Origin of the sequence: Lutimonas vermicola, assembly GCF_038433205.1 — a bacterium.
Classification (GTDB): domain Bacteria; phylum Bacteroidota; class Bacteroidia; order Flavobacteriales; family Flavobacteriaceae; genus Lutimonas; species Lutimonas vermicola.
In genome coordinates this window covers 601,239-627,163 of sequence record NZ_JBCDNA010000002.1, presented here as the reverse complement: position 1 = coordinate 627,163, position 25,925 = coordinate 601,239, and the positions used below count along the sequence as shown (strand labels likewise).

Genomic DNA, 25,925 nt, shown 5'->3' with positions numbered 1-25,925 from the left:
TATGGTCCAAAAGAATAAAAAATAATATGTTTCATGCAAAAACAGGTAAATGAAAACTAGAAGAACTTTTATCCAAAAAACAGCGCTGGCAAGCGCCGCAGTATCCGTTGTTCCCAATTTTATCTTTGGTAAGCCTGCCGCAAATGATAAAATCAATATTGGTATAATCGGAGTTGGTTTGAGGGGAACTAATCACCTTAATAATTTACTCCTCAGGGAAGATGTACATATAATGGCTATTTGCGACATTGATCAGGAAAGGATTTTTTTGAACCTCGATCTAATGGATAAGGCCGGAAAGAAGAAACCAGAGGTTTTTGGAAAGGATGAACTTGATTATAAAAACCTTCTTGAGATTAAAGAATTGGATGCAGTGATTATTGCAACACCTTGGTTATGGCACGCGCGTATGGCCAAAGACGCCATGCTAGCCGGTAAGTATACAGGATTGGAAGTGTCTGCAGCCAATACCATGGAAGAATGCTGGGACCTTGTGAATACACATGAACAAACGGGCACGCATTTGATGATTCTGGAAAATGTGAATTACAGAAGGGATGTCCTGGCCGTACTCAACATGGTGAGACAAAATGTTTTGGGAGAAATGATGCACTTTAGATGCGGCTATCAGCACGACCTGCGTTTTGTAAAACTCAATGATGGAAAATCAGCGTATGGCAAGGGAGTGGAATTTGGTGAAAAGGGGATTTCTGAATCTAAATGGCGCACGCAGCATTCACTATTGCGAAATGCCGATGTATATCCGACTCATGGCCTTGGCCCGATTGCCGCCATGACAAATATCAACAGGGGAAACAGGTTTTTATCCATGACTTCTCACGCTACAAAAAGCAGGGGCCTGCATAACTATATTGTTGAGAACGGAGGCGCCGATCATCCTAATGCAAAACTAAATTTTAAGATGGGCGACATAATTACCAGTACAATAGAAACAGCCATGGGAGAGACCATCATCGTGACACATGATACGAGCTTGCCCAGACCTTATTCCCTGGGTTTTAGAGCTCAGGGAGCCAAAGGTCTATGGGAAGTCGATGGTAACCGCATGTATGTTGAAGGAGTATCCGAACCTAATCAATGGGACGATGCTGATCTGTGGTTAAAAAAATATGAGCACCCGCTTTGGGTAAAGTATGGGGAACAAGCCGCGGGGGCAGGACATAACGGTATGGATTTCTTTGTTATTCATGCCTTTGTTGAATCTGTGAAGCAACAAATAGCACCTCCGCTTGACGTTTATGATGCAGCAGCCTGGAGTGCGGTTACACCCCTCTCTGAACTGTCTATTGAGAACAATGGTGAACCCCAGGATTTTCCTGATTTTACGCGTGGGCTATGGGTAAAAAGAAAACCCTATAACTGGATCAAAGATACTTTTTAAAAAGAGCAACAAATTTCTAAATCTTTGTTTGCTAATTTGTAAAAATGATTATATTTGCAATCCTAATTTTTGCGGGCGTGGTGAAATTGGTAGACACGCTAGACTTAGGATCTAGTGCCTCACGGTGTGAAGGTTCGAGTCCTTTCGCCCGCACAAAAAAGCTCTTCACATCGAAGGGCTTTTTTTATGCATTGAAATAATGAGTTTTATAAAGCGAAAGGGCGGGCGGCCACCGCGCCATCTGGCCTGTTCGCTAAAAATGTCTACTAGACATTTTCTTAACGCTCCATCCTGCCCGCACAAAAAAGCTCTTCACATCGAAGGGCTTTTTTTATGCATTGAAATAATGAGTTTTATAAAGCGAAAGGGCGGACGGCCACCGCGCCAGCTGGCCTGTTCGCTAAAAATGTCTGCTAGACATTTTCTTAATGCTCCATCCTGCCCGCACAAAAAAGCTCTTCACATCGAAGGGCTTTTTTTATGCATTGAAATAATGAGTTTTATAAAGCGAAAGGGCGGGCGGCCACCGCGCCAGCTGGCCCGTTCGCTAAAAATGTCTGCTAGACATTTTCTTAACGCTCCGTCCTGCCCGCACAAAGAAAAAGCTTCTCATTTCGAGAGGCTTTTTTGTTTTGTCATATATAGATTGACTTTAGAAGTATAAATTAGCGTTTAACATAAATTGTTTTTCTATTTACAAACTCCATCATCCCATCTTTTGCTAATTCACGTCCGTATCCCGAATTTTTAGTACCTCCAAATGGTAATCTCGGATCCGATTTCACCAATTCGTTAATAAAATAGGCACCATCACTAACTTTGTGTGCATATGCAAGGGCCTTTTCAGAATTTTTGGTGCATACCGTTACTCCAAGGCCATAATTTGAATTTTCTGATAACACAAATGCATGATCTATATCTTTGGCCTTGACCATAGCTGCTAAAGGTCCAAAAGTTTCCTGGTCGAATGCTAACATGCCAGGCACCACATCCCCTAAAATGGTCGGTTCATGGAAACAACCTTTTTGAATACCTCCCAGTAATAATTTAGCACCCTGTTCGACTGACTCTTTAACTTGTTTGTTCAATTGATCGGCAAGGTCTGGCCTTGCCAGCGGCCCGATATTGGTGATTTCATCCAAGGGGTCTCCATATCTCATATTTTTTAGGGCTTGGGTGAATTTCTGAACGAATTCGTCATAGATATTCTCCACTAGAATAAAACGTTTTGCTGCAATACAACTCTGCCCACAATTAAGCATACGAGCAGACAGGGCTAACTCAACACTCTTATCAATATCGGCATCTTCCCAAACAATAAAAGCATTATTTCCACCAAGTTCCAGCACAGTCTTTTTTATATAACGTCCTGCTATTTCGGCAACGGCAGAACCAGCTCTTTCACTTCCAGTAAGGGTTATCGCTTTTATAGCTTTATTCGAAATGATAAGTTCTGTTTGATCGTGATGAACGATCAAATTTTGGAAAACATAGTTTGGATACCCTGCTTTGGAGAATACTTCTTCAATGAGTTGAGCACAGCCAAATACATTAGGGGCGTGTTTTAATATACCAGTATTGCCTGCGGTTAATGTAGGTGCTGCATACCTGAATACTTGCCAAAATGGGAAATTCCAAGGCATTATAGCTAAAACACCTCCAATTGGATCGTGCCGTACAAAACTTTCATCAGCGTCTGTAGATATGATTTCATCTTCGAGAAAAGCTTTGGCATTTTCGGCGTAGTAATCACAAACCCAAGCGCACTTGCTGACTTCCGACCTGGATTCAGAGATGGGTTTGCCCATTTCTATGGTAATAATATTAGCATACGTTTCTATATGATCACGCAATACCTGACCAGCTTTTTTAATAAGCTTACATCGTTCAGCAAGGGATACTTTTCGCCAAGATTCAAAGGCAATTTGACTTCTATCAAGCTTTTCAATAAGCTCTTTCTGAGTAAGAGAACTATATGAACCAACCTCCTCACCGTTGTAAGGATTAACACTTTTAAATTCCATAAATTTTATATTTTTTGGTCCGAAAATGCCAGAGATTCATATTCTTCTACCCCTTTGAGCTTTCTCACCCAATTCCAAGATGTATAAATGATAAATGTATTGGAATTTTCTTCTTCTGAAAAGCCAGATTCCTCAAATTTCCATATGATATGCTCACTTTCAGGAAAACTGTTCGAAGTAATATTGTCACCAAATAATCGATACATGATATTGCTATTATCCATTCCGTCATTTAATATTCGAGCTAAAAAAGACGGGGTCGGATGTATCAAATTGTTTTTGGATTCTTTGTTTAATGAAACAATCCTTACCTTGAGTCTAACCATATCAGGCGTTGAAAAATGTTTTGGAAAGGTCCAATAAAGCAGGCAGGCAACATTAAACAACTCTTCATGGAGTGTAATGTCTGAATATTCTTCCCAAAGCCTATCCTCTTTTAACTCCTCAGCAAGATTTTGTCTTTGGCCTTTGTTAAGTTTCTCTTCGAGGCGAAATTCCAAAATCTTTATTGCCGCATCTTCAGTTTCAAAATCTGATAAGGCCAGGCAAACCATTTCTTTTAGTTCATTCTGCGGAACAGATGCTGCATCATCATATTCCATGTAGCTCAACAAACCAAAAAAATCGTCAAAAGTCCATGCCTCCGTCATGTCTTGAATCTCTTTTAATTCCAATAAATCAACGCTGTACTTAAAGCCGGGCATTTTACTTATTTAGTTAAACTGCCGGTAAGCACCATTTTTTCCCTTTTATCTTCCACGATATTTGATGTGTATTTTCCATGGATGGCTTTGATCCAATTTTTTGCACGTGCGTTAAGCTGAAAATTATCTGTCATCATTCGACCTCTGGATACCAAAATACCCAAATCAGCCCCTTCATATAAATAATCCCCTTCTTTTGCAATATGTAGAAAAAAGGCCTCCTTTTCAGTCTCTACGGCTCTTCTATGGGTATCCATCCTGTCAAATTGTATGTGGCCGTTGTCAAACATTTTCCAAATTCCAGATTTCGGGGCCTCTGATACATATTCAATGGTATCTTCAGTATGTTTAATAATTAATTGGCTCCACCCATCAATATTCTCTTGTACAGCCCATCGCTCATTAAGTTCTTTTACGTCCAATGTATAATCTACATCCATCCATTCCAAAATATGGAATACAAAAAGAGGTGCATCTGCCAGTGCAAAAACCGCATGGTTGGTTATTGAACTTGCACCTGTTACTCTTGGGTTTAATTCACCAAGATAAATTTCACCACTGTCTTGATCAATAAGGAAATCCAATTCAAAATAGCCTTTATAGCCTTCTTTTCTTAATTGATTACCAAAAAGCTGGGTGTATTTTGTTGCCTTTTCCCTGATTTCAGGATTAAATGCGTTGGGATAAATCTCATTGCCACACCAACCACCTTTGTAAGGGGTCATTTCCTTAAAACCTACAAGTTCGGTCATCAGAGGTGCGACGATTGTACCGTGTCTGGTAACACAGGCCTCAATAGCGGAACCTCTGCAATTTATACGTTTCATTATTTTTACTTCCTTCTCTTTTACAATATCCTCTTCATACTTTTTAAATTCTTTCTCATTGGAGATGAAAAAAGTAGTATGACCAGAATCACCAAATGGTGTTTGGATTACCAGGTCACTGCCAAGAGCCTCAGAAATTTTAGTCAGATGTTTATAGTCCTGCACCTTAGATAGTACATAGGGGACGCAAGGTACACCGGCCTTTTCGGCAATTCGGTTTGTATTCACTTTATTGTCCATCAAAGTTCTCATTTTGGCAGTAGGGAACATGATTTGAAGCCCTAATTTTTTTGCCAGTTTCTCCGTTTTCTCATCAAACATTAAAAACATGGCTTTTCCGGTGTTCTTTCCTTTTTTCCGTGTTTTCAAATAATCCTGAACCTCAGGATGTTGAAGGAGGTAGTTGTTGATATCTTCAATACTTGTAAATTCGTCATGCGGAATTTCCTCTTTAGGGGAAAACACATTGGGATGCTGGCCATCAAAGCATTCAATTTGACAGATAAACTTAAATCCCTTGATCCATTCATCTGCACCGAGCATATTAAAATTAGTGGCACTTATAAAATAAAGAGGCGTCTCGTTTTTATAAAAGAATCGTCTTATATCAGCAACTCCATTAAGTACTTCGGCTGAAGAGGCTTTTTTTCTGGGTGCTGTTTTTTTACTAATTGGTTTTGAGGTATTTTTTATAACTGTTGTTTTTTTAGTAGTCATGTAAATATTTTTCAATGATTAAATTAATTGTTTTTTCATTTATCCAACAGGCATACTGCCCATTGATGTAGTAATCTTATGTCTGTTAAGTACCTTTTCTTTGAATACTCTAAGACCCAGATCAGATCGGTAACCATGGATTTCACTAACATCCAAAACGGTCATGAAATTGATAATTTCTTCGCTTACCACTTGCCCGGGTACCAATACTGGAAAGCCTGGTGGATAGGGAATTACAAATGTAGAAGCAACCAAATTTCTTCCCGAACTCATGACGGACAGACATTCGTTTAAGGCTACATATTCATAATTTTCTTCATCATAGGCCAGGAAATAGGCTTCTCGTAAATTACCTCCAGGAACACCAGGTACGGCCTGAAATGAATGATGAAAATAACTGAAATCCGGTAAGGGTGGCACCTCTTTTGTCAAGGAATGAATCCTTTTATTCCTTATTTCCTTTTCCTGGTCGTTCAATGCCTTAAATTCATCATCTAATTCATCTGCAATTCTTAATAACGCATTTATAAGATAAGTAATACTACCTCTTGTGGTACCAATATTCGTCATAAATAAAACCGTGTTCCGAGATGTTTTATTAATCTGTATATTGAATTTATCCATTAAATATTTGTTTTTGAAAGTATCACCATCAACACCCGTTTTTCCGATATACAGGGTTATTTTGGTAGGATCTAAAACAAATTCATCTTTATCCCATGCCTCGTCCATATTGTTCCATCCTTCATGTTTAGAATAGTATTCCTTAAGTCCTGTTTGACGAAATTTATTTGGAATAAAATCTTTCACAGTCAAAACATCAAAGTATTTACTCAATTGAGGATTATCATTTACTTTGGCGCGAAGTACCATGGCCATTTCAATACTTTTTTCAACCAATTCAAATCCTTCGAGCTGTACTTGCCGTCTTCCAACATCCAGCGAGGCCAACATTTGGTAGTTTGGAGATGTAGACGTATGGGTCATATAGGCTTCAAGAAAGGTGTTTTCTGTTTTTCTACGAAAATCCTCGTCCCAAATATGAATCATGGAACCTTGTCTAAAACTACTTAAAGTCTTGTGGGTACTCTGGGTAGAATAAACTCGTATTTTTACCTTGTCAGGGTCAGGCAATAAGGATTGTTCTCCGTTTTTCAATCCTTTTATATGCTCGTTGTACTGCTTTCTATAATTGGTGCTGTTATATTTTTCATAAAGCTTATTTGCAGTGAACATGCCGGTACGTTGCCTGTAATGATATGCAAATCCTGCAAAAGCAAACCATGCTTCATCCCATAAAAAAACTATATCAGGCTTAATAGCAAGGACTTCTTCCATAACCCGCTCCACATTATACACCAAACCATCAAAAGTACAATTGGTTAGTAGTAACATCTTTACCTTATCAAGCCTTCCTGCTTCTTTTAACTTTAGCAACTTGGTTTTTATTTGTTCTAAAGGAACAGCTCCATACATGGAGTATTCTTCAATCGGGTAGGAATCCAAATATACGGGATAAGCACCTGCCAATACCAATCCGTAGTGATGTGATTTATGACAATCTCTATCAATAAGTACGACATCCTCTGGTTTAACCAAGGCCTGCATAACAATTTTATTAGCAGTAGATGTTCCGTTAGTTACGAAATAAGTATTAAGTGACCCATAGGCATCACTAGCCATCTCCTGGGCTTTTTTAAGAGGCCCTGTTGGTTGCAACAAGGAATCAAGACCACCAGTTGTAGCGGATGTTTCTGCCAAAAACATATTGCGACCGTAAAAATCGCCAAAATCATTGATCCATCTCGATTTAAAGACCGAATTTCCCCGTGATATTGGCATGGCATGAAACACCCCGGTTGGTTTTTGACTATATTCTACTAAGGCTGTAAAGAAAGGCGTGTTGTAACGTTCGGCGATACCTCGCATAATAGTTAGATGCATCTCTTGGATATCTTCGGATTGATAAAATATGCGTTTGAAACCTTTAATAGTATTATCTTTTAGATGCCCAAGCGAAGAATCAGTGACATAATAAATATCTAACTCGGGTCGTAATTGTTTTACGAACTCACCAATGATTGGGCCGAGATCGGTTTCTGGTTTTGATGAAAAATCATGCTTATTGATTTCTTCGATATAAGGTTTTATAGAAGGTGTAATAAGTTTAGAATGAAAAGGAGGCGCATAACGTACCACCACTGCTTGAATATTATGATTAAAAAGTAAAGTAATCATAGCGTCTTGAAAAGAACGTTGTAATACAACTCCATAACTGAACTTGTCATTTGGAGTATGTAGCGTTCTTAACCGATGCTTCAGTTTATATTCTTCCTGTTCAGAAATATTGTCCACAAACAATACTTCGAAATGGTTTTTTCTAATATTATTATGCTGTTCATGTTCCTCAGCAGATTCCATGCTATGCTCATCTAAATCAATAAACTCAGGATTGCTTTTATAACTATCTCCTAACAATTGCCTTGTTGTTTCAGCAACCAAATGAGATAGGGAGGCATATTCATGACTGGAAAAGGCATTGTCAAGTTTTTGTAATCGCTCTTTTCCTGGGAATGCGAAAAAGCATTCGACGCTTTGCAAGTCTATTAATAACTGTTTTATATTTTGTTTGTGCCTATTTTCATTTTGAGATCCTTTATGACAACGAGTAAGTTCGGAAGTTTCAATTTTTAATCTGTTCCAAAATTCAACCCGAAGTTGTCCGATATTATAATAAGGGGCAATATTTTTTTTAGTTTTAATCACGTTTTAATTTTTTGAATGCAAGGCAAGTTTATTTCCCTGATTATCAATAAACATGGCAAAATAGCCAGCATCTTCACTAATAAGGGTTTTTGGCATTACTATTCGTCCGCCCACCTCTTCTACTTTATTTAACACATTATTGAGATCTTTACCTCCATTGAGATAGATCAAAGGACCTTTATCAGAAGGAATGGATCCGGAACCTGCAATTACGGCTCCACCAATTCCTGACGTCACTGGAAAAAAAGCCATGGCATTAGCATCCGTTATATTTTGAGTCATTTCAATCGCAAATATGTGATTATAGAAATGTACCGCTTGTTGAAAATCAATCGCCGGTATTTCAAACCAACTGACATAATTTTTAATTGCAGTTCCTTTATTCTTTTTATTCATTGGTGTTCCACCCATATTTTATATTTTAAATTACACCATCCCCTTTGTAGTGGATTGGCGAGCCTTGTTGTTTTAAAGCGTTTTCTTTGATTTTTAATTCTGTAATTTTATCAAGTCTTGAAGGTTTTATCAATGGCCCTAAAGAATCAAGGTATGGCGTTGCTAAATTGGGTTGATAGATGCCAAAATGATTTGACTTCAGATGGTCTCTAAAACTTTTTAAAGGTTGTCCCAAACGAAGTATTCCCAATTCACGACTTCTTTTTGCCCTATCTATATTCAGCTCAAGCGGTATGATCTCTTCGGTGCCTTCAGACTGATGCAAAACACGGCCATCGGGGCCACAAACGATTGATCGTCCACATCCTCCGGTATCTAAACCATTGACATCAAAGAAATAGCATTGATTCACAGAAGCCATAGCCCTAACAATTGATAATTCAATCTCACGATCTATGGTTCCCGACATGGTTGGGTGTAAGATGACTTCTGCACCCATGACAGCCAAAGTACGTATGGTTTCAGGAAACCACATGTCATAACAAATGGACACTCCAAATTTTCCAACATTGGGCACATCAAACACACAATAATCCTTTCCTGGGGTTACCCCTGTCTCATAAGGATAAAAGGGAAACATTTTCCGATAGCGGTTTACGATTTCACCTTTAGGATTAATAACGGTTGCAGTATTGTAGATCTTGCCTTCACTTTTTTCGAAGATAGAACCTGGCAGCAACCAAATTCCATATTTTTTAGCCATTGCTTGCATTTCTGCCTCAAAATTATTGGGTATTGGCTGGGCCGTATGAGTTAATGGACCGAATGCGCATAGTTCACTAAACATAACCATTTCGATCCATGGGTAAAGGTTCATAGTGATATCAAGTTTCAACTTCATCATTTCTACATTAGAAGCGACAGCTGATACTTTCATTTGAATTCCTGCAATTGCGAATGGTTTCATAATTTATTTGTTTATAGCGTTTTTAATTTCTTTTTCTAAAATAGACATCCCTTTATCTAATTGTTGCGGGGTTATAACCAACGGAGACAGTATTCTGATAATATTTTTATGGGTTCCTGCACTTAACATGATTAAACCGTTTTCGGAACAGCCTTTCACGATTTTTGAGCAGATTTCAGCATCGGGTTGTCCAGGGTCACTGTTTTTAACAAACTCGATCGCTATCATGGCACCAATTCCTCTTACATCTCCAATTTGCGGGGTATTTTTCATTAGATTATTTAATCTCGTCATGATCGTATGACCAATGATTTTGGCTTGTTCGTTAAGATCGATATCCTTCATATATTGAATCGTAGCCAAAGCTGATGCACAACAAACTGGACTGCCTATATAGGTGCCACCTATAGAACCGGATGCAGCCATATCCATAATGCCGGCACGTCCTACAACAGCTGCAATTGGCAGGCCAGAACCCATAGATTTGGCGTAGGTGCTTATATCTGGCTCTACCCCATAATGCTGCCAACTGGCCCAATGTCCTGTTCGACAAAAACCACTTTGAACTTCATCCATTATGAGTAGAATTCCATGCTCATCACAAAATGCTCTCAGTCCTTCCAGATATTTCTGTGGAACGGGGTTAAAACCGCCTTCTCCTTGAATTGGTTCTAAAATAATAGCTGCAACATTTTTGATATCCACCAAATTAAGGGCACTTTCATGCAATCGCTTGAGTTCATCCTTTACAAAGGTAGCTTCATCTCTAGTGCCTCCATAACGATAAAAGTTAGGGAAAGGAAGTCTGTAAACTTCGGGGGCAAAAGGGCCACAATCATATTTATAGCTAACCTTGCTTGTTAAAGTCATTGCCATCATGGTACGCCCATGATAGGCCCCTGTATAGCAAATTACGGCAGGTCTCTTTGTTGCTTGCCTCGCAATTTTTATGGCATTCTCCACGGCTTCTGCACCGGTACTAACCAGCATGGCTTTGGTTTTTTCTCCATGAGGTAGTATCTTAATTAATTCCTCACATAGCTCAATGTAGGGTTCATAGGTAACCACATTAAAACTTGTATGTAAATATTTACCTGCCTGCTCTCTTATCGCTGCTACAACAGGTTCCGGACAGTGGCCTGCATTTACAACCCCTATGCCTCCTGCAAAATCAATAAGTTCTCGCCCATCGGCATCAATAATAATTGCTCCTTTGGCATCCTGTACTGTAGTGGTATTAAACACTCCAACACCGTTAGCCACAACCTCTTTTCTCCGATTCAGGAGCTCCTGAGATTTAGTTAATTTCAATTTCACTATTTTTTTTTCATTTTTTTACAAGGTAGATGTAATTAAGCGCTATACTACCTATTTCAATTTATATTGTATGTTTTGACCCAGAGTCTTGATTTTAAACCCTTAAGCATTCTTTTAAAATATTGGCCTGTTTTTTTGCTCTACATTGATTCTGGACTTAATTCCAAATTTCAATCATGCAGCAAACATTGGTTTTCCACCTTTGTAAAGGTTAAAAAATTAAGTAGATGTATCACTAGTAGATAGATGTATGACTAGTTAGTAGGTCAAAACTAATAATAGGATGGACCCAACATGACTTTACAGAATCAACAAAGATACGTGATTGTTCATTACAGAACAGCTACCTAGGTACCACCTAAGGCTAAGTAATTATAAGAAATGATGAAAAAAGAAGAGATTTTGTTAAAAAATCATCTTATGTAATGTGTTTTTCTTTAGCAATAGAAAAAAGTATATCTACATTCTTGACATTGATTTTTTTACGACTTACCGAAATAGCCCCGCAGCGTTTCAATTCTTGTATATGTCTGCTAACTACAGACCTGGTAGTGCCAATGAGGCCTGCAATTTCATCATTAGGTAAGTTATTGATCAATTCCAGTTTACGGGTTTCACCGTTAATATTTTTAAGTAGTAAGACAGCAAGACGAACTAAGGTACTATGAAGGGTAATATCGGTTGCAACGTCTATTAACCGTCGCATGCGTTCTCCTAAATAGTATAAAATTGCCTTATGGATTACAGGATATTTGTTCATCCATAAACGCATTTGGTCCATGGGAATTTTTAAAACTTCCAATACATCCAAGGCTTCCCAATATACATCATGGGGTTCTGTATCCAACAGCGACAGAACATCAAAAACATCCCCAGTAGATAAGACAAATACTGTGTGCTCCCTGCCGGTATCAGGATTCGACTTGAATACCTTGAGCCTTCCCGAAATTATAAAGTGGAAAGTCGAAGCAACTTCCTTACTAGATTTAAACTCTTTCGCTTTCCACTCTTCCTTAGTCATAAGAGTTAAAAGGTCTTCGAGCGATTCGGTACTTGAATCCTTTAAAAATGAGGATCGTTTCAAAACTTCTAAATATCTATAATAATCACTATTCTCAGGTGTCATTCGGTCAAATAAAAATTAAAGTTAATGAAATTTTATTTGAATGATGATTGATCATTATTTCTGCAAGGACCAAATAGATTATTATGACTTAAGAATGGAATTCATTCCGCGAGGCTTTGTTTAGTTTGATCAAGCTCCTTTTAGGCTTCGGAACATTGCTTGAGTACATTGATGTACAAGTGAAAATGATTTTGAACTCCATTAGATTCCATGACTATTGGCTGGTTTTAAAATGTGTTTGCAAATAGATTCAACATGTGAAGCATCGGTTCCACAACATCCGCCATAGACCCTGAGTTCGGGCAAATATTTGTTTAATACCGCGTGCCATTGACCGAGTTCAACAACGTCGCCGGCGTCCAGCTCTGTAGCCTCATCCAGTTCAGCATGGCTTTTGCAAGAAGCATTAGCCCTGATTCCTTTAATTCTGGATGTCCAATTGTGACCACTTCTGATCACATCAATGAAATGCGATGGGTGTGCACAGTTGATCATATAATAAAAGGGATAGGCATTGGTAGCGTGATCAATTTTGTAAATGGCATCTTCTAAACTGTCACCATTTGGCATTTTGCCATCTGTTTCAACGGTAAGGGATATTACGATTGGTAAATCGTGCTCTTGAGCCGCAAGGGTCACACCAATGGCCTCTTCAGTATAGGTCAGTGTAATGGCCGAAACCATGTCCACTTCAGCCATTTTAAAAGCTTTAATTTGTAAAAGATGGTATGCGCGCGCTTCCAATGCTGTCATAGTACTGTCTATTCGGTAGCCATCTCCTCTTGGTCCAATTTGTCCACTTATAAAAATATCACGGATATCATTTTTATAGGTTTCTTTAAGTTCCTTAAGGCATTGTACAGCCTTTTGATTAACTCTGAAAAGGTCTTGTTCGTTATAGCCCAGTTTAAATCCCCAGTCTTTATTGGCACGCCATGTTGGGCTCTCTAAAATATATCCTGTTCCATTTTTTTTAGCCATATCCAAATATTCCCTGTAATAATTTTGAAGCATATGTATGTGTTTTGGATTGTCAAGCATTGGGAATGCGGCAAAATGAGGTAGGTCAATATTTTTTGTAAAGATCATATCGGTTTCAAGACCTCCGTCGGTCAAGAAGGTATTCGCGTTTATTCTGTCTATTATTGATTTCATGATTTCTGAGCTTGTGATTTAGACTTATTGATATCCTGAAAAGTCAGCATTTCTATTATTTTTGAAGATGCTCCTTCATAGAACCCGGTTTCGTGTTCATAACCTTTAGGGTTCTTAAAGGTGCCAAACATCATATCAAAAACCGGCAGATCGGAATAATTGTATTTATGAACTCCTCTTGCATGATGAACAGTATGACTTTCGGGCCTTTGTACTATATAACCCAGCCATTGTGGCGTACGTATATTTGTATGTTGAAAAATGGCTAAAAACATTGTTGTAAGTAGCATAATGGTGACCGCCTGTGGTGTTACTCCAATGAATAAAGCCAGACAAATACTTCCGAGGAAAGTAAATCCAATCATATCGAAAATACTGAAGTAAAATGCCCCATAGGTATCCATACGCTCGGGACTGTGATGCATTTGATGAAATACTCTCCATAAAATGTCTGACTTATGAATGGCCCAATGCCAAAAAAACAATCCGAACTCATAAAGAATTATTGCTAAAATTCCACCTCCCACATTTCCCAGGCCCGTGAGATCAAAAAGTTGAAATTTGGACAGAAACGGATCTGTTAGTAAAGGCAAATAAGAGGACAGGAAGAAATAAACAAAAAAGGAAAACAACCCTTTTAATTTCCAGTTTTTTACTTTTGGTAATTCCGATGCCGGAAATAATGCTTCCCAAATAATTAATAGGGCATACATTGATAATGCGATCAGAGAAATAGGATCTAATAAGATTTCTAGTGGTGTGGGCATGATTTATCGGTTTTAAATTAACAATTGCTTTCACCTACTAAGGCGTAAGTTTTTAACTTACGGTGTGAGTTGTTAAAATAAAAATGTAAGGTTGGGATCCTTATAGTATCCAGTGAACTGTTAATTCAGGATTATAAGCACAGAGGGTTCCTGTTTTAATCGATTTGGAAAGGTGGTTTCCCAGTTCAGGATGATTATTTTCTATTTTTTTTATAGCATTTCTGATTCTCCAGGTAACCGCAGATCTGGCTTTTTCGACTGTAGAGCCTACTTTTCGTGTTTTACCGGCCAGGCCTAAAGTCTGGGAGAGGTAATCAAGAATAGTATCGTATTCATGTCGCAATAAAGCTATTTTTTCAGATTGATTCATCTCCTCGGCTTCATCAATATCTTCCTGTAATTCTTTGATACGGCTTATATACTGGGCTTTTGCTTTGGCATCAATCGATTCGGTTGAAATGCTTTCATCGACGGCACTTTCCATTAAATCTAAACAATGAAACTCATAAAAAGGCTGGCTTATTAATTTATGAATATCGCGGTATCCTTTTGCATCTTTCAATGTGATGGATTTGTGTTTATAATTTAAAACCCATACATCTCCTTTTAACAAGAAAGATGAATTGCTGCGTTGCAGTGGCTTTTGCTCAACAGGATTTTCTATGTTTTTATGTGACCTAATGAAGTCAAACAACGGGCTAAGGTAGTTTTTGCCTTTAAATGGATTTAAAATGATCAACCAGTCAATGGCCTCCTTTTCAAGCGTCTCTTTTCCTGTATAGGCCTTATTTTCAAACTGATTCAGGAAAATGTTCCAACATTTCCATAGATGATTAAAATCTTCAACCTGTAAATATGCTGCTGCCACCCAGGCAGGAAAATCTGTCCAGCAATTGAATGGTACCTTTTTACTAAGCGCAATACTTTTTTCAAAGTCACCGACTTCTAGGTAATAATTAGAACCATATGCGAAATACACATCTTTGTGAAAAGGATTGATCTTAATCGCTCTTAAATAAAGCTTAACCGCCTCATCAGCATATCCCAAATACATCAATGAAAAAGAAACCCGGAGTAAGTTGGAGGCATCGTTTGAATTCATGCGAAGTGATTTGCGCAGGCAATGTTCAGCCTGTTCATAATCTCCGCGATACACATAGGTTCTTCCCAAAACCCCTAAAGCCGTGTAATCATTCGGGTCTAATTCAATAGCTTTCAGGGCATACGTATGTGCGCCTTTCATACTTTTGTCCCAGCGATCCCATAGAAGACATGACCAAAAATTAAAATAACTTAATGATAAGCCCGTATAGGCAAGAGAATAATTTGGATCGATTTTCAGTGCTGCATTAAAATAATCTCTTGATTTTTTGTCGTTATCACCAGAGCCCTTTTTTAATATACTCATTCCAATTAAATAGTTCTCATATGCGGCAAGGTCAACAGCATTCTTTTTATAGGAGTGCGATAGTAAATTATAATTGATCTTTTCTTGAAGAACACTCACGATTTGCTGAACAACGGTATCCTGGGCATCCAAAAGAGAATAAATCGTTTCATTGTATTGTTCTCCAAAAACGAGACTTTTATCCTTCGAATTTACCAGTTGAATAGAGATCCGAAGCGTATCATTAATATGTCGTACACTGCCAAACACTAAATAGTCGGCCGCTAACTGGTCAATTTCTGATTGATTTGTAACATCTTTAATTTGAAGGGTAGAATAGGAGGAAATCACCGAAAGCCCTATGAACTTTGAAAAGCTGGTCATAAGATCTTCGGTGAATCCAAAGAAAAGGTTCTTGATTCTTTCTTCTTTGGTCATTACCTGAAAGGGTAATATTGCAATCGCAATGTTTCTGTTTTGCTGAAACGGTTTCAATTTATTCTGTATTTTATCAGTGAAGTAACATTAAAGCACAAGGTTCTAATTTACTTAAAATTATCATACTATGCTTTCTAATAAGTATCATAAAAGATCTTAGTTACCAATGTTTATATTGAAATATTGGAAAAACATCTTCAAATCGGAAAACGCTTTGGTTCGGGAAACTTTTTCTTTGGCTGTTTCTATTGGTAATAGGGTCTAAAATAGTAATAAAGCAAAGATAACCTCAAAACGTCCAACTGATTTATATGATTTTCTTTTGCAATCAATAAGTGGCGCTCTTCCGATTTTTTCGTAGGTTTAAAAATCATGTTTTCAGGAAACTGAAGAATTGCCTGAACGATCCCGTTTTTAAAGATCCAATATTTCCCGGCCTCCTCGCTGCAAACTGCGGCAAAATCTTCTCCTCTGAAATTGCCAATAAGCGCAAAGTCCATGTGCCAAAGAAAAAGACCTCCCTGATTAAATGTGCTCATAAGCTCACTCATGATGTGCATTTTTCTTTCCTCAAAATCGTCAGGAGCGATTTTTTCAATAAATTTATTAATGTCCGGATTCACAAGCATCACGAACCTGGAAATCGTATCTTTTTGGTCCAGGAGTATTGCTTTTGTGTTTTCGTCCCACCAAACCTCCCGGTCGCTGTTTGAACCAATGTCACTTCCACTGGCATAAAATTCTTTGTAATGTATGCCTTTTGTAAAAACCTGAAGTTCCCAGTTATAACTGTTGGTTGGAAATTTTATTTGGCTCGAAAGTACCCAATCGACTTCATCAGTATCATCGAGTGAGGTATCGGTATATTGACCCCAAATAGCATTCATGACTAAGGTCAGACCAACTCTTCCTATATCTTCAAGAATTTCACCTGCAGGATAGGAATCTCTTCGTGGTTTTTCCTGAGTAATTGTAATCTTTTTGATGGAGGGGAGATTCATTTCAAAGCGATTCTTCTTATAATTCTTTTGGAATACACTAACTGAGTCATACGATTTTTCATGTTGACCACTGCCAGTTAGAAAAATCAAAAATGCAATGCAAAACAGGAGGGAGTCTTTAGTTTTCATGATTGTTTTATGGCTTAGATGATATTATTGCAATCAGCAAGAGAATGATAGTTATTTTTCCAGTGCAAAGGGTTCTTCATTTTTTAGGGCCCTTTTAGCCTTCTGATCGTGCTTTTTTTTGTATCAGCGTAGTTTCATCTTTTTTCAATGCAAACACCCATTATTCAAATCATAAATGCAAATATCAATTTCTATGCCAGCAATTAAATCCGTTTAAAGGATCATCAATCGTCAAAACCTAAGAATTTGTCTTGTAACAGTAAAATGAGTGCTGCAAATAGGTTTAGAATGAATCAAAAGTTCAATTCCACCCACCTGAAAGAAGTAACTCTGGGAGAAAGATATTTTTGTGATCTAAAAATAAAGCAAAATAGTCGTTTTCTATTTGCTTGTCAATCACGCCTTCGGGGCATCACAAGGCTGTCGGCCGGATAAGTTGTTTTTAGCATATCCATTTGATTCTGGGCCCAATTGGTCAAAATCTGTCGTTGCTCATCCGAAAGGTTTGCTTCTTTGTGAAGGCCTAAATAAGTATAAGATTCCAAGGGCATTTCGTGTTCTTTAACCTCTTCGATGATTTCTTCGAATTTATGATGCTGAATAGCGATTGGAAGTTTTGTAAACTCAGAAAAATTCAAGTGCTTTTTTCCATCTGTAATATGCTCGTCAAGCCACCATGCAACGGGTTGAATATTCGAATACCAGGGATATACCGATGTATTCGAATGACAATCGTTACACGAAACCTGCAACAACCTGTTTACGTCTTCAGGAACCTGATATTTTGTAGATACATCATAAGTGAGATCTTTGGAATCATTTTTTTCGGGCCGTATGAATTGTATGATGATCAGTATCACTCCCAATCCAATTAAAATTTTTTTCAGCATGGCAAATGGTTTGCTTTTTAGACTATTTTTTAGACCAAAGGTTTAGAATAAATTTGACTATCTGTATTTTTCAACCCTTTCATCAGTAATGACTCCTTGCCAGTTCAGGCCAAAGGCAAAATCGTAAGTATTTCCTTCAGAATCCACATAAGGTTTCATATCTCTTGGAACATCTTCAAATTGCGTCTCTACGGTGTTCATATCGGCAGGCATCTGAAATGGTAACAGGGCCGAAGGTTCTGTATTTCCAGAAATGATATCCAGCAAGGCCTTATCCTGAACGCCCATATGGATCAAAATAGCAGAAGCGTCAGGTTCAATTTCGGAAAACACCATGGGTTTTGAGACCCTTATGGATACTATGACAGGCTTATCTCCCATTTTTTTCCTGGTTTCGAGTACCATTTTCATGTCTGATATATTTGTCGCAATTATTGATTTTCCTTTATAACTGCGGTTCGTGAAATTTTCGAGGGGGCTTCCGCCTGCCATGCTAACTTCACGTGCCTCATGAGCTGTATATGTTCCATATTGCAGGCTGATAGGTACATAACCATTTCCTCCATTGTCAAGATCATTTCGATCATAACCTACACCTGTGTCAGGGTTGCTGATGCCCACCAAGGCAAAATCTGCTGCATCAGGATCTTCAACTACGTCAAAATATCTTTTAACTACTTCCAGATTAAAAGGCATTTCCCATTTTTCCGGAATCTCGTTTCCAAACCAATCTTTGCTTGCAGCAATGTATCTCACGGGGATATATACTTTTTGCTGTGCTTGTAATGGAAGTGTTTTTTTATGATTCTTTAAAAGAATTATGGAACGAAGCTGGGCTTCAAATCCTGCTTTTTTAAAGGTTTCACTGCCAACAATACGATCTGTTACAGCAATATCCAGATATGGGTTTTCAAACAAACCTACCCTAAAAATATTCTTAAGCAAACGTACAGCAGAAGCTTCAAATCGTTCACGCATATATGCTTCTCCGCGCTCTTTAACACCCATGTTATAAGCTTCCAATACAGGAGCTTTTTCATTGTTGCCTCCAAACTGGTCAACCCCGGCTTCCAGGGCCTTGTAATGTCTTTCCGCCACAGTCAAATGCTCAACTCCCCAGGGCTTGCCTTGAAATTGGTCCAATGAATTTACATCTCCGGTTACTCTCCAATCAGTGCAAATGACATCTTCATAGCCATAGGTGCCACGCAGTAAGTCTGTGATCAGGTATTTATTATAAGCGTTGGCCACATTTTCACCAATTACAGAATCCTGGTCATATGAAATGGTATAATAAGGCATGACCGCCGATGCCATTTTAGTTTGGCCTTTTAATTTGAATGCTCCTTCTGAAAAGGGCTGTATCTGTTGTTTTAAATTTTTACCCGGATATACCCCATAGGCCCCATACCCGTAATGGGCATCCCTGCCGCTCTCTCCGGTACCTCCTCCAGGCCAGTGTTTTACCATGGTATTCACGCTTTGTGTTCCCCATCCATCTGATCCTTCTGTATCGGTTGATTGAAATCCATCGATATAGGCACGTGCCATATCGGTTGTCAGATCCGGGTCCTCACCCATGGTGCCATCAAATCTGTACCATCGTGGTTCGGTACCTAAGTCTATCTGGGGGGAAAGCGCCGTGGCAATACCCAAAGCCCTGTATTCTTGTGATCCGATTTTTCCGAATTCATACATTAAATCAGGATCAAAGGATGCTGCAATACCCAATGTACTTGGCCAGACAGAGAGATCTCCGCCACTGGCATTGAATTCTGCATAGGAATCACTCCCATGTCTCGGATCTGAGCTGGAATTAACCGGGATTCCCAGGCCAATAGACTCAACCATGGCCTGCGCATTGTTGTTCCATTGTGCAGCAATTGAAGGAGAAGAGAAACTCCTGATCAGTACATGTCTGAGGTGATCTTCCTTTAAAAACTTCTTTTGCTCATCTGAAAGATCGCCAGGGCTTGCACCGCTCTCATCAAATGGCTTACCGTTGTAGTAGGAGGGACCTCTGAACCCGCCGCTGCTCGGAATAGACTGATGTCCGCTATAGAGCATCAATCCGGCGATCTGCTCTACCGACATTTTTGAAGCGAGATCAGCAGCTCTTTCTTCTGCCGGTAAACGCCAGTCTTCATAGGTATCCAGTTTGCCGTTTTTGTTTAAATCCTTAAAAGCATATCTGTCTTTGGTTAATAATGAAACACCCGAATCAGGGTGATAGCCCAGGACCTTTCCCGACTCATTTTTTACCGTAATAAAATCTCCGTTGTTTTCTTCAGTAAATTTAGGGACGCAACTGTTCATGAGAAAACCTGCAATTACAATTCCCAGATATACTTTTTTTTGAATCATGATATACTTTTTTAATCTGACTTAAAGTGACTATCGATATTGGATTTATTGAAAACCTAACTTCAACAATCCGCCATGGCTTATTTTCACGGCCTCAATAGGTTCTTCGTCAAACGTCATATCTTGTTCCACCAAATAAAATTTCATGCCTGAGAGATCTTTTTCTTTTAAAATTCTCTCAAAGTTTATCGTTCCTGTTCCAACGGGTGCAAACTTCCCTTCTTCATCCATGTCTTTAACATGCCAAAGTTTAAACCTTCCGGGATAATTATTGAAATAGACAACGGGATCAGCTCCTGCTTTGAGGACCCAGAATAGATCCATTTGAAAATTGACGTACTCAGGATTTGTATTTTCAAGAAAATATTCAATAGGAACAATCCCTTTTGCGTTCTTTTTGTATTCAAAATCATGGTTGTGATACAGAAGTTCCAAACCTGCATCCTTGCATTTTTTACCAATGGTGTTTAATATGTTTGTCAAAAGTTCAAGATCTTCGCTCATGTTCATGCTTCTGGTTTCTTTGTCAAACTGAAAATGACCCATTGGAGGGATAGGAATTACAAAGTACCTGAAACCTGCAGCTTTGACATCAGCAATCATCTGATCTGCATTCTCCAGGGTTACTGTAGGCTGATGACTGCTTATGGGTATCAGGCCTAAATCATAAAGGGTATTCCTGAATTCCAGGGGCTGCATACCGTAAAACTTGCCATCTTGATAACCGGCGGCTTCGATATATGTATAACCAATATCTGAAATCTTTTCGAGGGCAATTTTTGGGTTTGTTGTCATATCTTCTCTCACTGTGTAGAGTGCCAATCCTCCGAATTTGTCCTGTGCGAGAAGTTGAAAAGAGCTCAATAATAGCATAGTGATAAGGGCCCATTGATATTTGAATGTGTATTTCATCGTCAAAAAATTTAGTGTTTTCAAATTTCCTGATTATTAAAATAATTTCACTTGACAATTGTCATAAAACAAAAATTATTTATTGGCTCTGATCCTGCTGAGGGTCTCCTGGGTAATACCCAGAAAGGAGGCTATGTATTGAAGGGCTACTTTTTGGAGGATTTTTGGTTGGTCAAGAAGTAAATTCTGATACCGCTGTGCAGCAGTTTCAAACTGTAATGATTCCATTCTCTTTTGAGATAACATAAGAGAAAGAGAATAGAAATAAATAATGAGATTGGAGACTTCAAGATTGCATTTTCGCAATTTATCCTGGCCCTCTTTGGAAAGCATTATGATTTCGCAATCTTCAATGGCTTCAATAATTAAATTACTTGGTTTGGCTTCAAAGTAACTTATAATGGAGAAGAAGAATTGTTTTTCATCTGCAAACCATTCGGTTATTTCTTTTCCATTTTTAAAATAGAAGATTCTGATAAACCCTTTGTGCACAAAGTAGATATGCCTGCATATTTCTCCATGGCTCAATATGATATCCCCTTTGGCAAATTTTTTTAGCGTGATATGTTCCAAAAGCGCTTCCTTACTACTGCTACTGAGAGGACTGTATGAATCTAAAATCGATAGATATTCCGTAAACATGCGTTATCAGTGATAAAAATATTTGGCTAGATTCTTGAATACCCTGATTCACATGTTGTTGTATAAGATAAGGGTAGAATTTAGATCCTTCAATTTAATCAATAATTTCAAAATATTTCTCTTTGCTTCAATTTATTCTTTTTCCGCTTTCTTCTTCTCTTAGTTTAACCTGCCTTTAAAGCTTTGAAATATTTTGCACATTAATCCTGGTGGATCACCCCATAAAATTAATATAGGGGATCTTGTTTTTTTTGCTAACTTTCGACCTGACGTTTTTTAAATTCAGTTTTTAAGAGAATGATAAATAAAAAGATAACCCTTAAGGAGTTAGCTGGTATTTTAAAGGTATCTGTATCAACCGTTTCCAAGGCTTTAAACGATAGTTATGAAATTAGTGAGGCCACAAAGAAAAAAGTTAAGACAGCCGCCATTAAGTATAATTATTCTCCTAATTTATTGGCTCAGGGCTTGAAAACCAAAAAGACCAAAATCTTAGGTGTGGTGATACCCGATATGCGTGCCCCATTCTCTATCAGGGTTTTACGAGGTATTGAAAAGGAGGCCAGTGCTCAGGGCTACAATATTTTAACTTGTTTTTCTGATGAGTCTCTCTCCAAGGAAAAGGCCATACTGGATATGCTTTCACAGGGAAATGTCGACGGGATTTTAATGTCATTGTCAAAGGAATCCCAGGTTGAACAGTATTTTGACCATGTGAATACATTGATCTCAAATGGTATCCCGGTAACCTTATTTGACAGGGTGGATGAACGAATTCAATGTGACAAAGTGATCATCAATGATTTTGATTCTACCTATGATGCGACCAAACTTTTGCTTAAGTCGGGTGCCAGAAATATCCTGTTTATATCACCTATCAGCACGACTACAATTGGTAAAAACAGGTACCGTGGTTATGCTTTCGCCCTGGAAGAAAGGGGCAATCTTAAAGAGAAAGTGCTTCATATAGAAGAGTACAGGGATTTTTCGGACGATCTCACGCGAATATTAAAAGCTGATAAAATTGATGCCATCATCGCTGCTAATGAACTTACCGGAATATCAGCTATAAATATAGCCACAAGACTGGGCTTTAAGATTCCGGAACAAATCTCTATCATCGGATTTACAAACGGGATATTATCGATGAACAGCAATCCGCCTTTAACCACAATTAGCCAGCATGGAAAGGACATAGGAAAAGTAGCAACTCAAAAACTGATAAACCGTCTTGAAAATAAGAACTTAGATTTTACCACAACGGTTATTGAGACGACTTTGATCAAAAGAGGCACCACTAGAAATTAAGTTTACAACCATTTTTTTCGTTTAAAATAGAGCAACATGGCGATGGCTATTACAGCCATACACCCCAACATTATATAATACCCGTATTTAAAATGCAATTCAGGCAGTACATCGAAATTAGTACCGTAAATCCCGGCAATAAAGGTGAGAGGGATAAATATGACCGAAAATATGGTCAGAAATTTCATGATGTCATTGAGCCTGCTACTGATCATCATATGGTAAACATTTAATTGATCAGACAATAATTCGCGATAACTATCAACGTTGTCGCTTGCCTGGTTTATATTATTGACGAGCTCCTTAAAGTGGATCTTATTCTTTTTGTGGATAAAATCGCTTTCCAGTTTAGATAAAGCCAGTATCATTTCTTTTGCAGGTTTGATACCTTTTTGGATATAATTTATTTTCTTTTTGTAGGATTTGATTTCGTCGATAACACTGGTATTAGGGTGATCGATCAGCACATCATCAATAGATTCTATTTTTTCTCCCAACATGCCCAGCAAATATAAGTAATGATCAATGACCGTGTCAATCAAAGCAAAGGCCAGGTAATCGGGCCGTGAACTTCTCAGTTTCCTTTTATGGTTTCTTATTCTGTTTCTCACCGGTTCAAACACATCCCCTTTTTTCTCCTGAAAGGAAAAGAGTATATTATCATTGAATAGAAGGCTTAAGTTTTCGACAGTGATATCTTGTTTTTCCTCTGAGAACTGAATCATTTTCAATGAAATAAACACAAAATTATTAAAATCCTCAATTTTTGGGCGTGATTGTGTTTCCAATACATCAGCCAGAATGAGTTTGTCGAAATTAAATTCTTCACCTATTTCCTTGAGTATTTCAATATCATGTAAGCCGTAAATATTGAACCAAGTTACTGTTTTCTTATGAGCAAAGGTTGCGATTTCCTTGACGTTCTGAATGGTTTTTTCCTCAACCGAAGTTTCGTCAAAATCAATTACACCCATTTGAATTTGATCGACCTTTTTCTCGCCTCTGAAAACAAGTTCAGTAGGGGAAAGCCCAATTTCGCTTTTCGCTTTTTTTGGATATCGTGTCATGATAATGTGTCTATTGCTAAAGTTGATTCAATGTAATGAATTTTTGCCAGATTCACAGCGGATTCTTTGTGAAGACCCTCACGAAACGGCTTAAACTTTTACTGTTGGGCAAGCTCATTGATTTCTTTATTTTCCAATATTGATTTGGCATACTTTCCGTCCAGGGAATTGATCATGGCCAAACCCATATTTGTTGAATTGGTTGCGGCTGACGGGAAATGCTTCAGAATAAGATAGATGGGTTTGAATATCATGTATAATAATGCATACCATTGAGTTTTTGATTTTATGCCCCGAAGCGGCTGTATATAACCCGGCCTGAACAAATAAGTCCTCTTAAAGGGCATTTCGAGCAATCGATTTTCAGTTTTTCCTTTTACACGAGCCCACATGGAGCTTCCTTTTTCACTGCTGTCGGTTCCTGCTCCACTAACATAACAAAATATGCTTTTGACGTTTTGATCAATAAAAGCTTCGGCAAAATTTATGGTAAGATCGTAGGTGGTTCTTGTATAGGAAGCTTCTGATTGCCCTATTGAAGTAATTCCAAGACAAAAGAAACAGGCATCGAATCCTTTTAGCTCATCTAAAACTGATGATAGGTCAAAAAAATCCTCGATCAGAACTTCCTTTACTTTAGGATGCGTGATACCCAAAGGGCTTCTGTTTACAATTAAGATGTTTTCGATGGACGGATGGTCCATGCACTCAAGTAAAACTCCCTTTCCAACCATCCCGGTGGTTCCGGTAATGACAACTTTATAGCCCATATACTTCTATTATCTTCTCAAAGATAGGTTTTAAAAATGTATAAGGAATGCCGTATACATATGTCAAGAATAGTTAGGCTTATGAATGGAATTTTGTTGAGGCAATCTTTTCCATTCAAGAGAAACATTTTATATTCTGATTAACATCTTGCCATTTTCCTTTTTTTGCCTATACTGCCTCTTTCTTCGACTTTTTTGATATAATCAAGGGCCAACGGAACTTTACAGTATGTATCTCCCATAAAAACGTCTACTTTTCCAATTTTTAAGGCTATTTCTTTTGATTTTTGAGTGAGTTCTGGAATATAACAGCCAACCGCAATGACAAATCCATTCATGGTGTATCTGACCCTGTTTTGGGCATCAGTAATTTTTTCTGCAACTTCGTCAAGAAGAGATGTGTAGATTTCAAGGTCTAAAACGTCAGCGATACTGGCATAATTAGACAAGGTCGACCATCCGGCTGAAGCGATGGTTTCTTTGTTAGAACGAATCCATTCCAAGCCCAATTCCAAGCCATAAGGGGTTTCGGCAGCCACCCACGGAACCGTATATTCACTTAAATAATACCAATATGCCCTTTTTACCCATTGATTGAGTTGTTCCTTACTGATTTTTTTTTCATCCGCCATAAGGCCTGCCAGGTACATAGCATCAGAATTTCCTGTTTCGAAAAGGGCCAAAGAAAGTTCGTGGTTCTTTTTCGTTTTTTTCAAGATCGTTTTAAGGTCAGCCACCCGTACGCCATACAAAGGTTCTTTAGCCCCGTGTTTTATGTGTGTATTTTTGGTTCTTTCGTCCGCATAAGATTCGAGCTCCTTTAATACCTCCTTTAAGTCCATGATTTTA

At 38.2% G+C, this 25,925-nt stretch carries 21 protein-coding genes and 1 tRNA gene; 3 read left to right on the top strand and 19 right to left on the bottom strand.

Annotation, left to right across the window (positions count from 1 at the left end; translation table 11 throughout):
* Nucleotides 1–49: 49 nt before the first annotated feature.
* A complete protein-coding gene (locus AABB81_RS10185; RefSeq protein ID WP_342160349.1) occupies nucleotides 50–1,402 on the top strand; it encodes a Gfo/Idh/MocA family protein in 1,353 nt (450 codons plus the stop codon).
* Nucleotides 1,403–1,473: 71 nt separating this feature from the next.
* Nucleotides 1,474–1,555 (top strand) — tRNA-Leu (locus AABB81_RS10180).
* A 512-nt stretch (nucleotides 1,556–2,067) separates the two neighbouring features.
* Here AABB81_RS10180 and AABB81_RS10175 read toward each other — a convergent pair.
* The 16 genes from AABB81_RS10175 to AABB81_RS10100 all read right to left on the bottom strand — a co-directional run bounded on the left by AABB81_RS10175 (nucleotide 2,068) and on the right by AABB81_RS10100 (nucleotide 21,931).
* A complete protein-coding gene (locus AABB81_RS10175) occupies nucleotides 2,068–3,426 on the bottom strand; it encodes an NAD-dependent succinate-semialdehyde dehydrogenase (protein WP_342160348.1) in 1,359 nt (452 codons plus the stop codon).
* 5 nt (nucleotides 3,427–3,431) lie between these two features.
* Nucleotides 3,432–4,130, bottom strand: a complete 699-nt coding sequence (locus AABB81_RS10170) for a hypothetical protein (protein WP_342160347.1) — start codon at nucleotides 4,128–4,130, stop codon at nucleotides 3,432–3,434.
* A gap of 5 nt (nucleotides 4,131–4,135) precedes the next feature.
* Nucleotides 4,136–5,674: a biotin carboxylase gene (locus AABB81_RS10165; protein ID WP_342160345.1), complete on the bottom strand. Its 1,539-nt coding sequence runs from the start codon at nucleotides 5,672–5,674 to the stop codon at nucleotides 4,136–4,138.
* Nucleotides 5,675–5,713: 39 nt separating this feature from the next.
* Nucleotides 5,714–8,440 (bottom strand): aminotransferase class I/II-fold pyridoxal phosphate-dependent enzyme, encoded by a 2,727-nt coding sequence (locus AABB81_RS10160; protein ID WP_342160343.1) that lies wholly within the window; start codon nucleotides 8,438–8,440, stop codon nucleotides 5,714–5,716.
* A 3-nt stretch (nucleotides 8,441–8,443) separates the two neighbouring features.
* On the bottom strand, nucleotides 8,444–8,851 hold the full coding sequence (locus tag AABB81_RS10155) for a VOC family protein (RefSeq protein WP_342160341.1): 408 nt from the start codon (nucleotides 8,849–8,851) through the stop codon (nucleotides 8,444–8,446).
* Nucleotides 8,852–8,861: 10 nt separating this feature from the next.
* Nucleotides 8,862–9,803 carry a carbon-nitrogen hydrolase family protein gene (locus AABB81_RS10150; RefSeq protein ID WP_342160340.1) on the bottom strand — a complete coding sequence of 314 codons (942 nt, stop codon included), beginning with the start codon at nucleotides 9,801–9,803 and terminating at the stop codon, nucleotides 8,862–8,864.
* A 3-nt stretch (nucleotides 9,804–9,806) separates the two neighbouring features.
* A complete protein-coding gene (locus AABB81_RS10145; protein WP_342160339.1) occupies nucleotides 9,807–11,120 on the bottom strand; it encodes an aspartate aminotransferase family protein in 1,314 nt (437 codons plus the stop codon).
* 418 nt (nucleotides 11,121–11,538) lie between these two features.
* A complete protein-coding gene (locus tag AABB81_RS10140; RefSeq protein WP_342160337.1) occupies nucleotides 11,539–12,246 on the bottom strand; it encodes a Crp/Fnr family transcriptional regulator in 708 nt (235 codons plus the stop codon).
* Nucleotides 12,247–12,447: 201 nt separating this feature from the next.
* Nucleotides 12,448–13,401, bottom strand: coding sequence for a homocysteine S-methyltransferase family protein (locus AABB81_RS10135; RefSeq protein ID WP_342160336.1), 954 nt, complete (start codon nucleotides 13,399–13,401; stop codon nucleotides 12,448–12,450).
* Nucleotides 13,398–14,168, bottom strand: a complete 771-nt coding sequence (locus AABB81_RS10130) for a sterol desaturase family protein (protein ID WP_342160335.1) — start codon at nucleotides 14,166–14,168, stop codon at nucleotides 13,398–13,400. Before AABB81_RS10130 ends, AABB81_RS10135 begins: the two co-directional genes overlap by 4 nt.
* A gap of 100 nt (nucleotides 14,169–14,268) precedes the next feature.
* Entirely contained in the window at nucleotides 14,269–16,050 is a 1,782-nt protein-coding gene (locus AABB81_RS10125; protein ID WP_342160334.1) for a tetratricopeptide repeat protein, read from the bottom strand.
* Nucleotides 16,051–16,238: 188 nt separating this feature from the next.
* On the bottom strand, nucleotides 16,239–17,123 hold the full coding sequence (locus AABB81_RS10120) for a hypothetical protein (protein WP_342160332.1): 885 nt from the start codon (nucleotides 17,121–17,123) through the stop codon (nucleotides 16,239–16,241).
* A gap of 392 nt (nucleotides 17,124–17,515) precedes the next feature.
* A complete protein-coding gene (locus tag AABB81_RS10115) occupies nucleotides 17,516–18,013 on the bottom strand; it encodes a heme-binding domain-containing protein (RefSeq protein ID WP_342160331.1) in 498 nt (165 codons plus the stop codon).
* A 57-nt stretch (nucleotides 18,014–18,070) separates the two neighbouring features.
* Nucleotides 18,071–20,377, bottom strand: coding sequence for a glycoside hydrolase family 3 protein (locus AABB81_RS10110; RefSeq protein ID WP_342160329.1), 2,307 nt, complete (start codon nucleotides 20,375–20,377; stop codon nucleotides 18,071–18,073).
* 45 nt (nucleotides 20,378–20,422) lie between these two features.
* Nucleotides 20,423–21,289 carry a sugar phosphate isomerase/epimerase family protein gene (locus AABB81_RS10105; RefSeq protein WP_342160328.1) on the bottom strand — a complete coding sequence of 289 codons (867 nt, stop codon included), beginning with the start codon at nucleotides 21,287–21,289 and terminating at the stop codon, nucleotides 20,423–20,425.
* 75 nt (nucleotides 21,290–21,364) lie between these two features.
* The gene (locus AABB81_RS10100; protein WP_342160326.1) at nucleotides 21,365–21,931 is read right to left on the bottom strand and encodes a Crp/Fnr family transcriptional regulator; all 567 of its coding nucleotides are present in this window, start codon (nucleotides 21,929–21,931) and stop codon (nucleotides 21,365–21,367) included.
* 297 nt (nucleotides 21,932–22,228) lie between these two features.
* Between AABB81_RS10100 and AABB81_RS10095 the strand changes: the two genes are divergently transcribed.
* A complete protein-coding gene (locus tag AABB81_RS10095) occupies nucleotides 22,229–23,239 on the top strand; it encodes a LacI family DNA-binding transcriptional regulator (RefSeq protein WP_342160325.1) in 1,011 nt (336 codons plus the stop codon).
* Nucleotides 23,240–23,241: 2 nt separating this feature from the next.
* On the opposite strand, the gene corA is transcribed toward AABB81_RS10095, so the two are convergent.
* The 3 genes from corA to AABB81_RS10080 form a co-directional block, all read right to left on the bottom strand.
* On the bottom strand, nucleotides 23,242–24,306 hold the full coding sequence (corA, locus tag AABB81_RS10090) for a magnesium/cobalt transporter CorA (protein WP_342160323.1): 1,065 nt from the start codon (nucleotides 24,304–24,306) through the stop codon (nucleotides 23,242–23,244).
* A gap of 98 nt (nucleotides 24,307–24,404) precedes the next feature.
* Nucleotides 24,405–25,076, bottom strand: a complete 672-nt coding sequence (locus AABB81_RS10085) for a Rossmann-fold NAD(P)-binding domain-containing protein (RefSeq protein WP_342160322.1) — start codon at nucleotides 25,074–25,076, stop codon at nucleotides 24,405–24,407.
* Between the two features lie 140 nt (nucleotides 25,077–25,216).
* The gene (locus AABB81_RS10080) at nucleotides 25,217–25,918 is read right to left on the bottom strand and encodes a DNA alkylation repair protein (protein ID WP_342160321.1); all 702 of its coding nucleotides are present in this window, start codon (nucleotides 25,916–25,918) and stop codon (nucleotides 25,217–25,219) included.
* Nucleotides 25,919–25,925: the final 7 nt, after the last annotated feature.

Coding starts and splice junctions, on each gene's coding strand:
- AABB81_RS10110 (WP_342160329.1), bottom strand. CDS start 20,377: ATGATTCAAAAAAAAGTATATCTGGGAATTGTAATTGCAGGTTTTCTC.
- AABB81_RS10155 (WP_342160341.1), bottom strand. CDS start 8,851: ATGGGTGGAACACCAATGAATAAAAAGAATAAAGGAACTGCAATTAAA.
- AABB81_RS10130 (WP_342160335.1), bottom strand. CDS start 14,168: ATGCCCACACCACTAGAAATCTTATTAGATCCTATTTCTCTGATCGCA.
- corA (WP_342160323.1), bottom strand. CDS start 24,306: ATGACACGATATCCAAAAAAAGCGAAAAGCGAAATTGGGCTTTCCCCT.
- AABB81_RS10115 (WP_342160331.1), bottom strand. CDS start 18,013: ATGCTGAAAAAAATTTTAATTGGATTGGGAGTGATACTGATCATCATA.
- AABB81_RS10085 (WP_342160322.1), bottom strand. CDS start 25,076: ATGGGCTATAAAGTTGTCATTACCGGAACCACCGGGATGGTTGGAAAG.
- AABB81_RS10105 (WP_342160328.1), bottom strand. CDS start 21,289: ATGAAATACACATTCAAATATCAATGGGCCCTTATCACTATGCTATTA.
- AABB81_RS10185 (WP_342160349.1), top strand. CDS start 50: ATGAAAACTAGAAGAACTTTTATCCAAAAAACAGCGCTGGCAAGCGCC.
- AABB81_RS10135 (WP_342160336.1), bottom strand. CDS start 13,401: ATGAAATCAATAATAGACAGAATAAACGCGAATACCTTCTTGACCGAC.
- AABB81_RS10140 (WP_342160337.1), bottom strand. CDS start 12,246: ATGACACCTGAGAATAGTGATTATTATAGATATTTAGAAGTTTTGAAA.
- AABB81_RS10080 (WP_342160321.1), bottom strand. CDS start 25,918: ATGGACTTAAAGGAGGTATTAAAGGAGCTCGAATCTTATGCGGACGAA.
- AABB81_RS10175 (WP_342160348.1), bottom strand. CDS start 3,426: ATGGAATTTAAAAGTGTTAATCCTTACAACGGTGAGGAGGTTGGTTCA.
- AABB81_RS10165 (WP_342160345.1), bottom strand. CDS start 5,674: ATGACTACTAAAAAAACAACAGTTATAAAAAATACCTCAAAACCAATT.
- AABB81_RS10100 (WP_342160326.1), bottom strand. CDS start 21,931: ATGTTTACGGAATATCTATCGATTTTAGATTCATACAGTCCTCTCAGT.
- AABB81_RS10170 (WP_342160347.1), bottom strand. CDS start 4,130: ATGCCCGGCTTTAAGTACAGCGTTGATTTATTGGAATTAAAAGAGATT.
- AABB81_RS10095 (WP_342160325.1), top strand. CDS start 22,229: ATGATAAATAAAAAGATAACCCTTAAGGAGTTAGCTGGTATTTTAAAG.
- AABB81_RS10150 (WP_342160340.1), bottom strand. CDS start 9,803: ATGAAACCATTCGCAATTGCAGGAATTCAAATGAAAGTATCAGCTGTC.
- AABB81_RS10120 (WP_342160332.1), bottom strand. CDS start 17,123: ATGAAAACTAAAGACTCCCTCCTGTTTTGCATTGCATTTTTGATTTTT.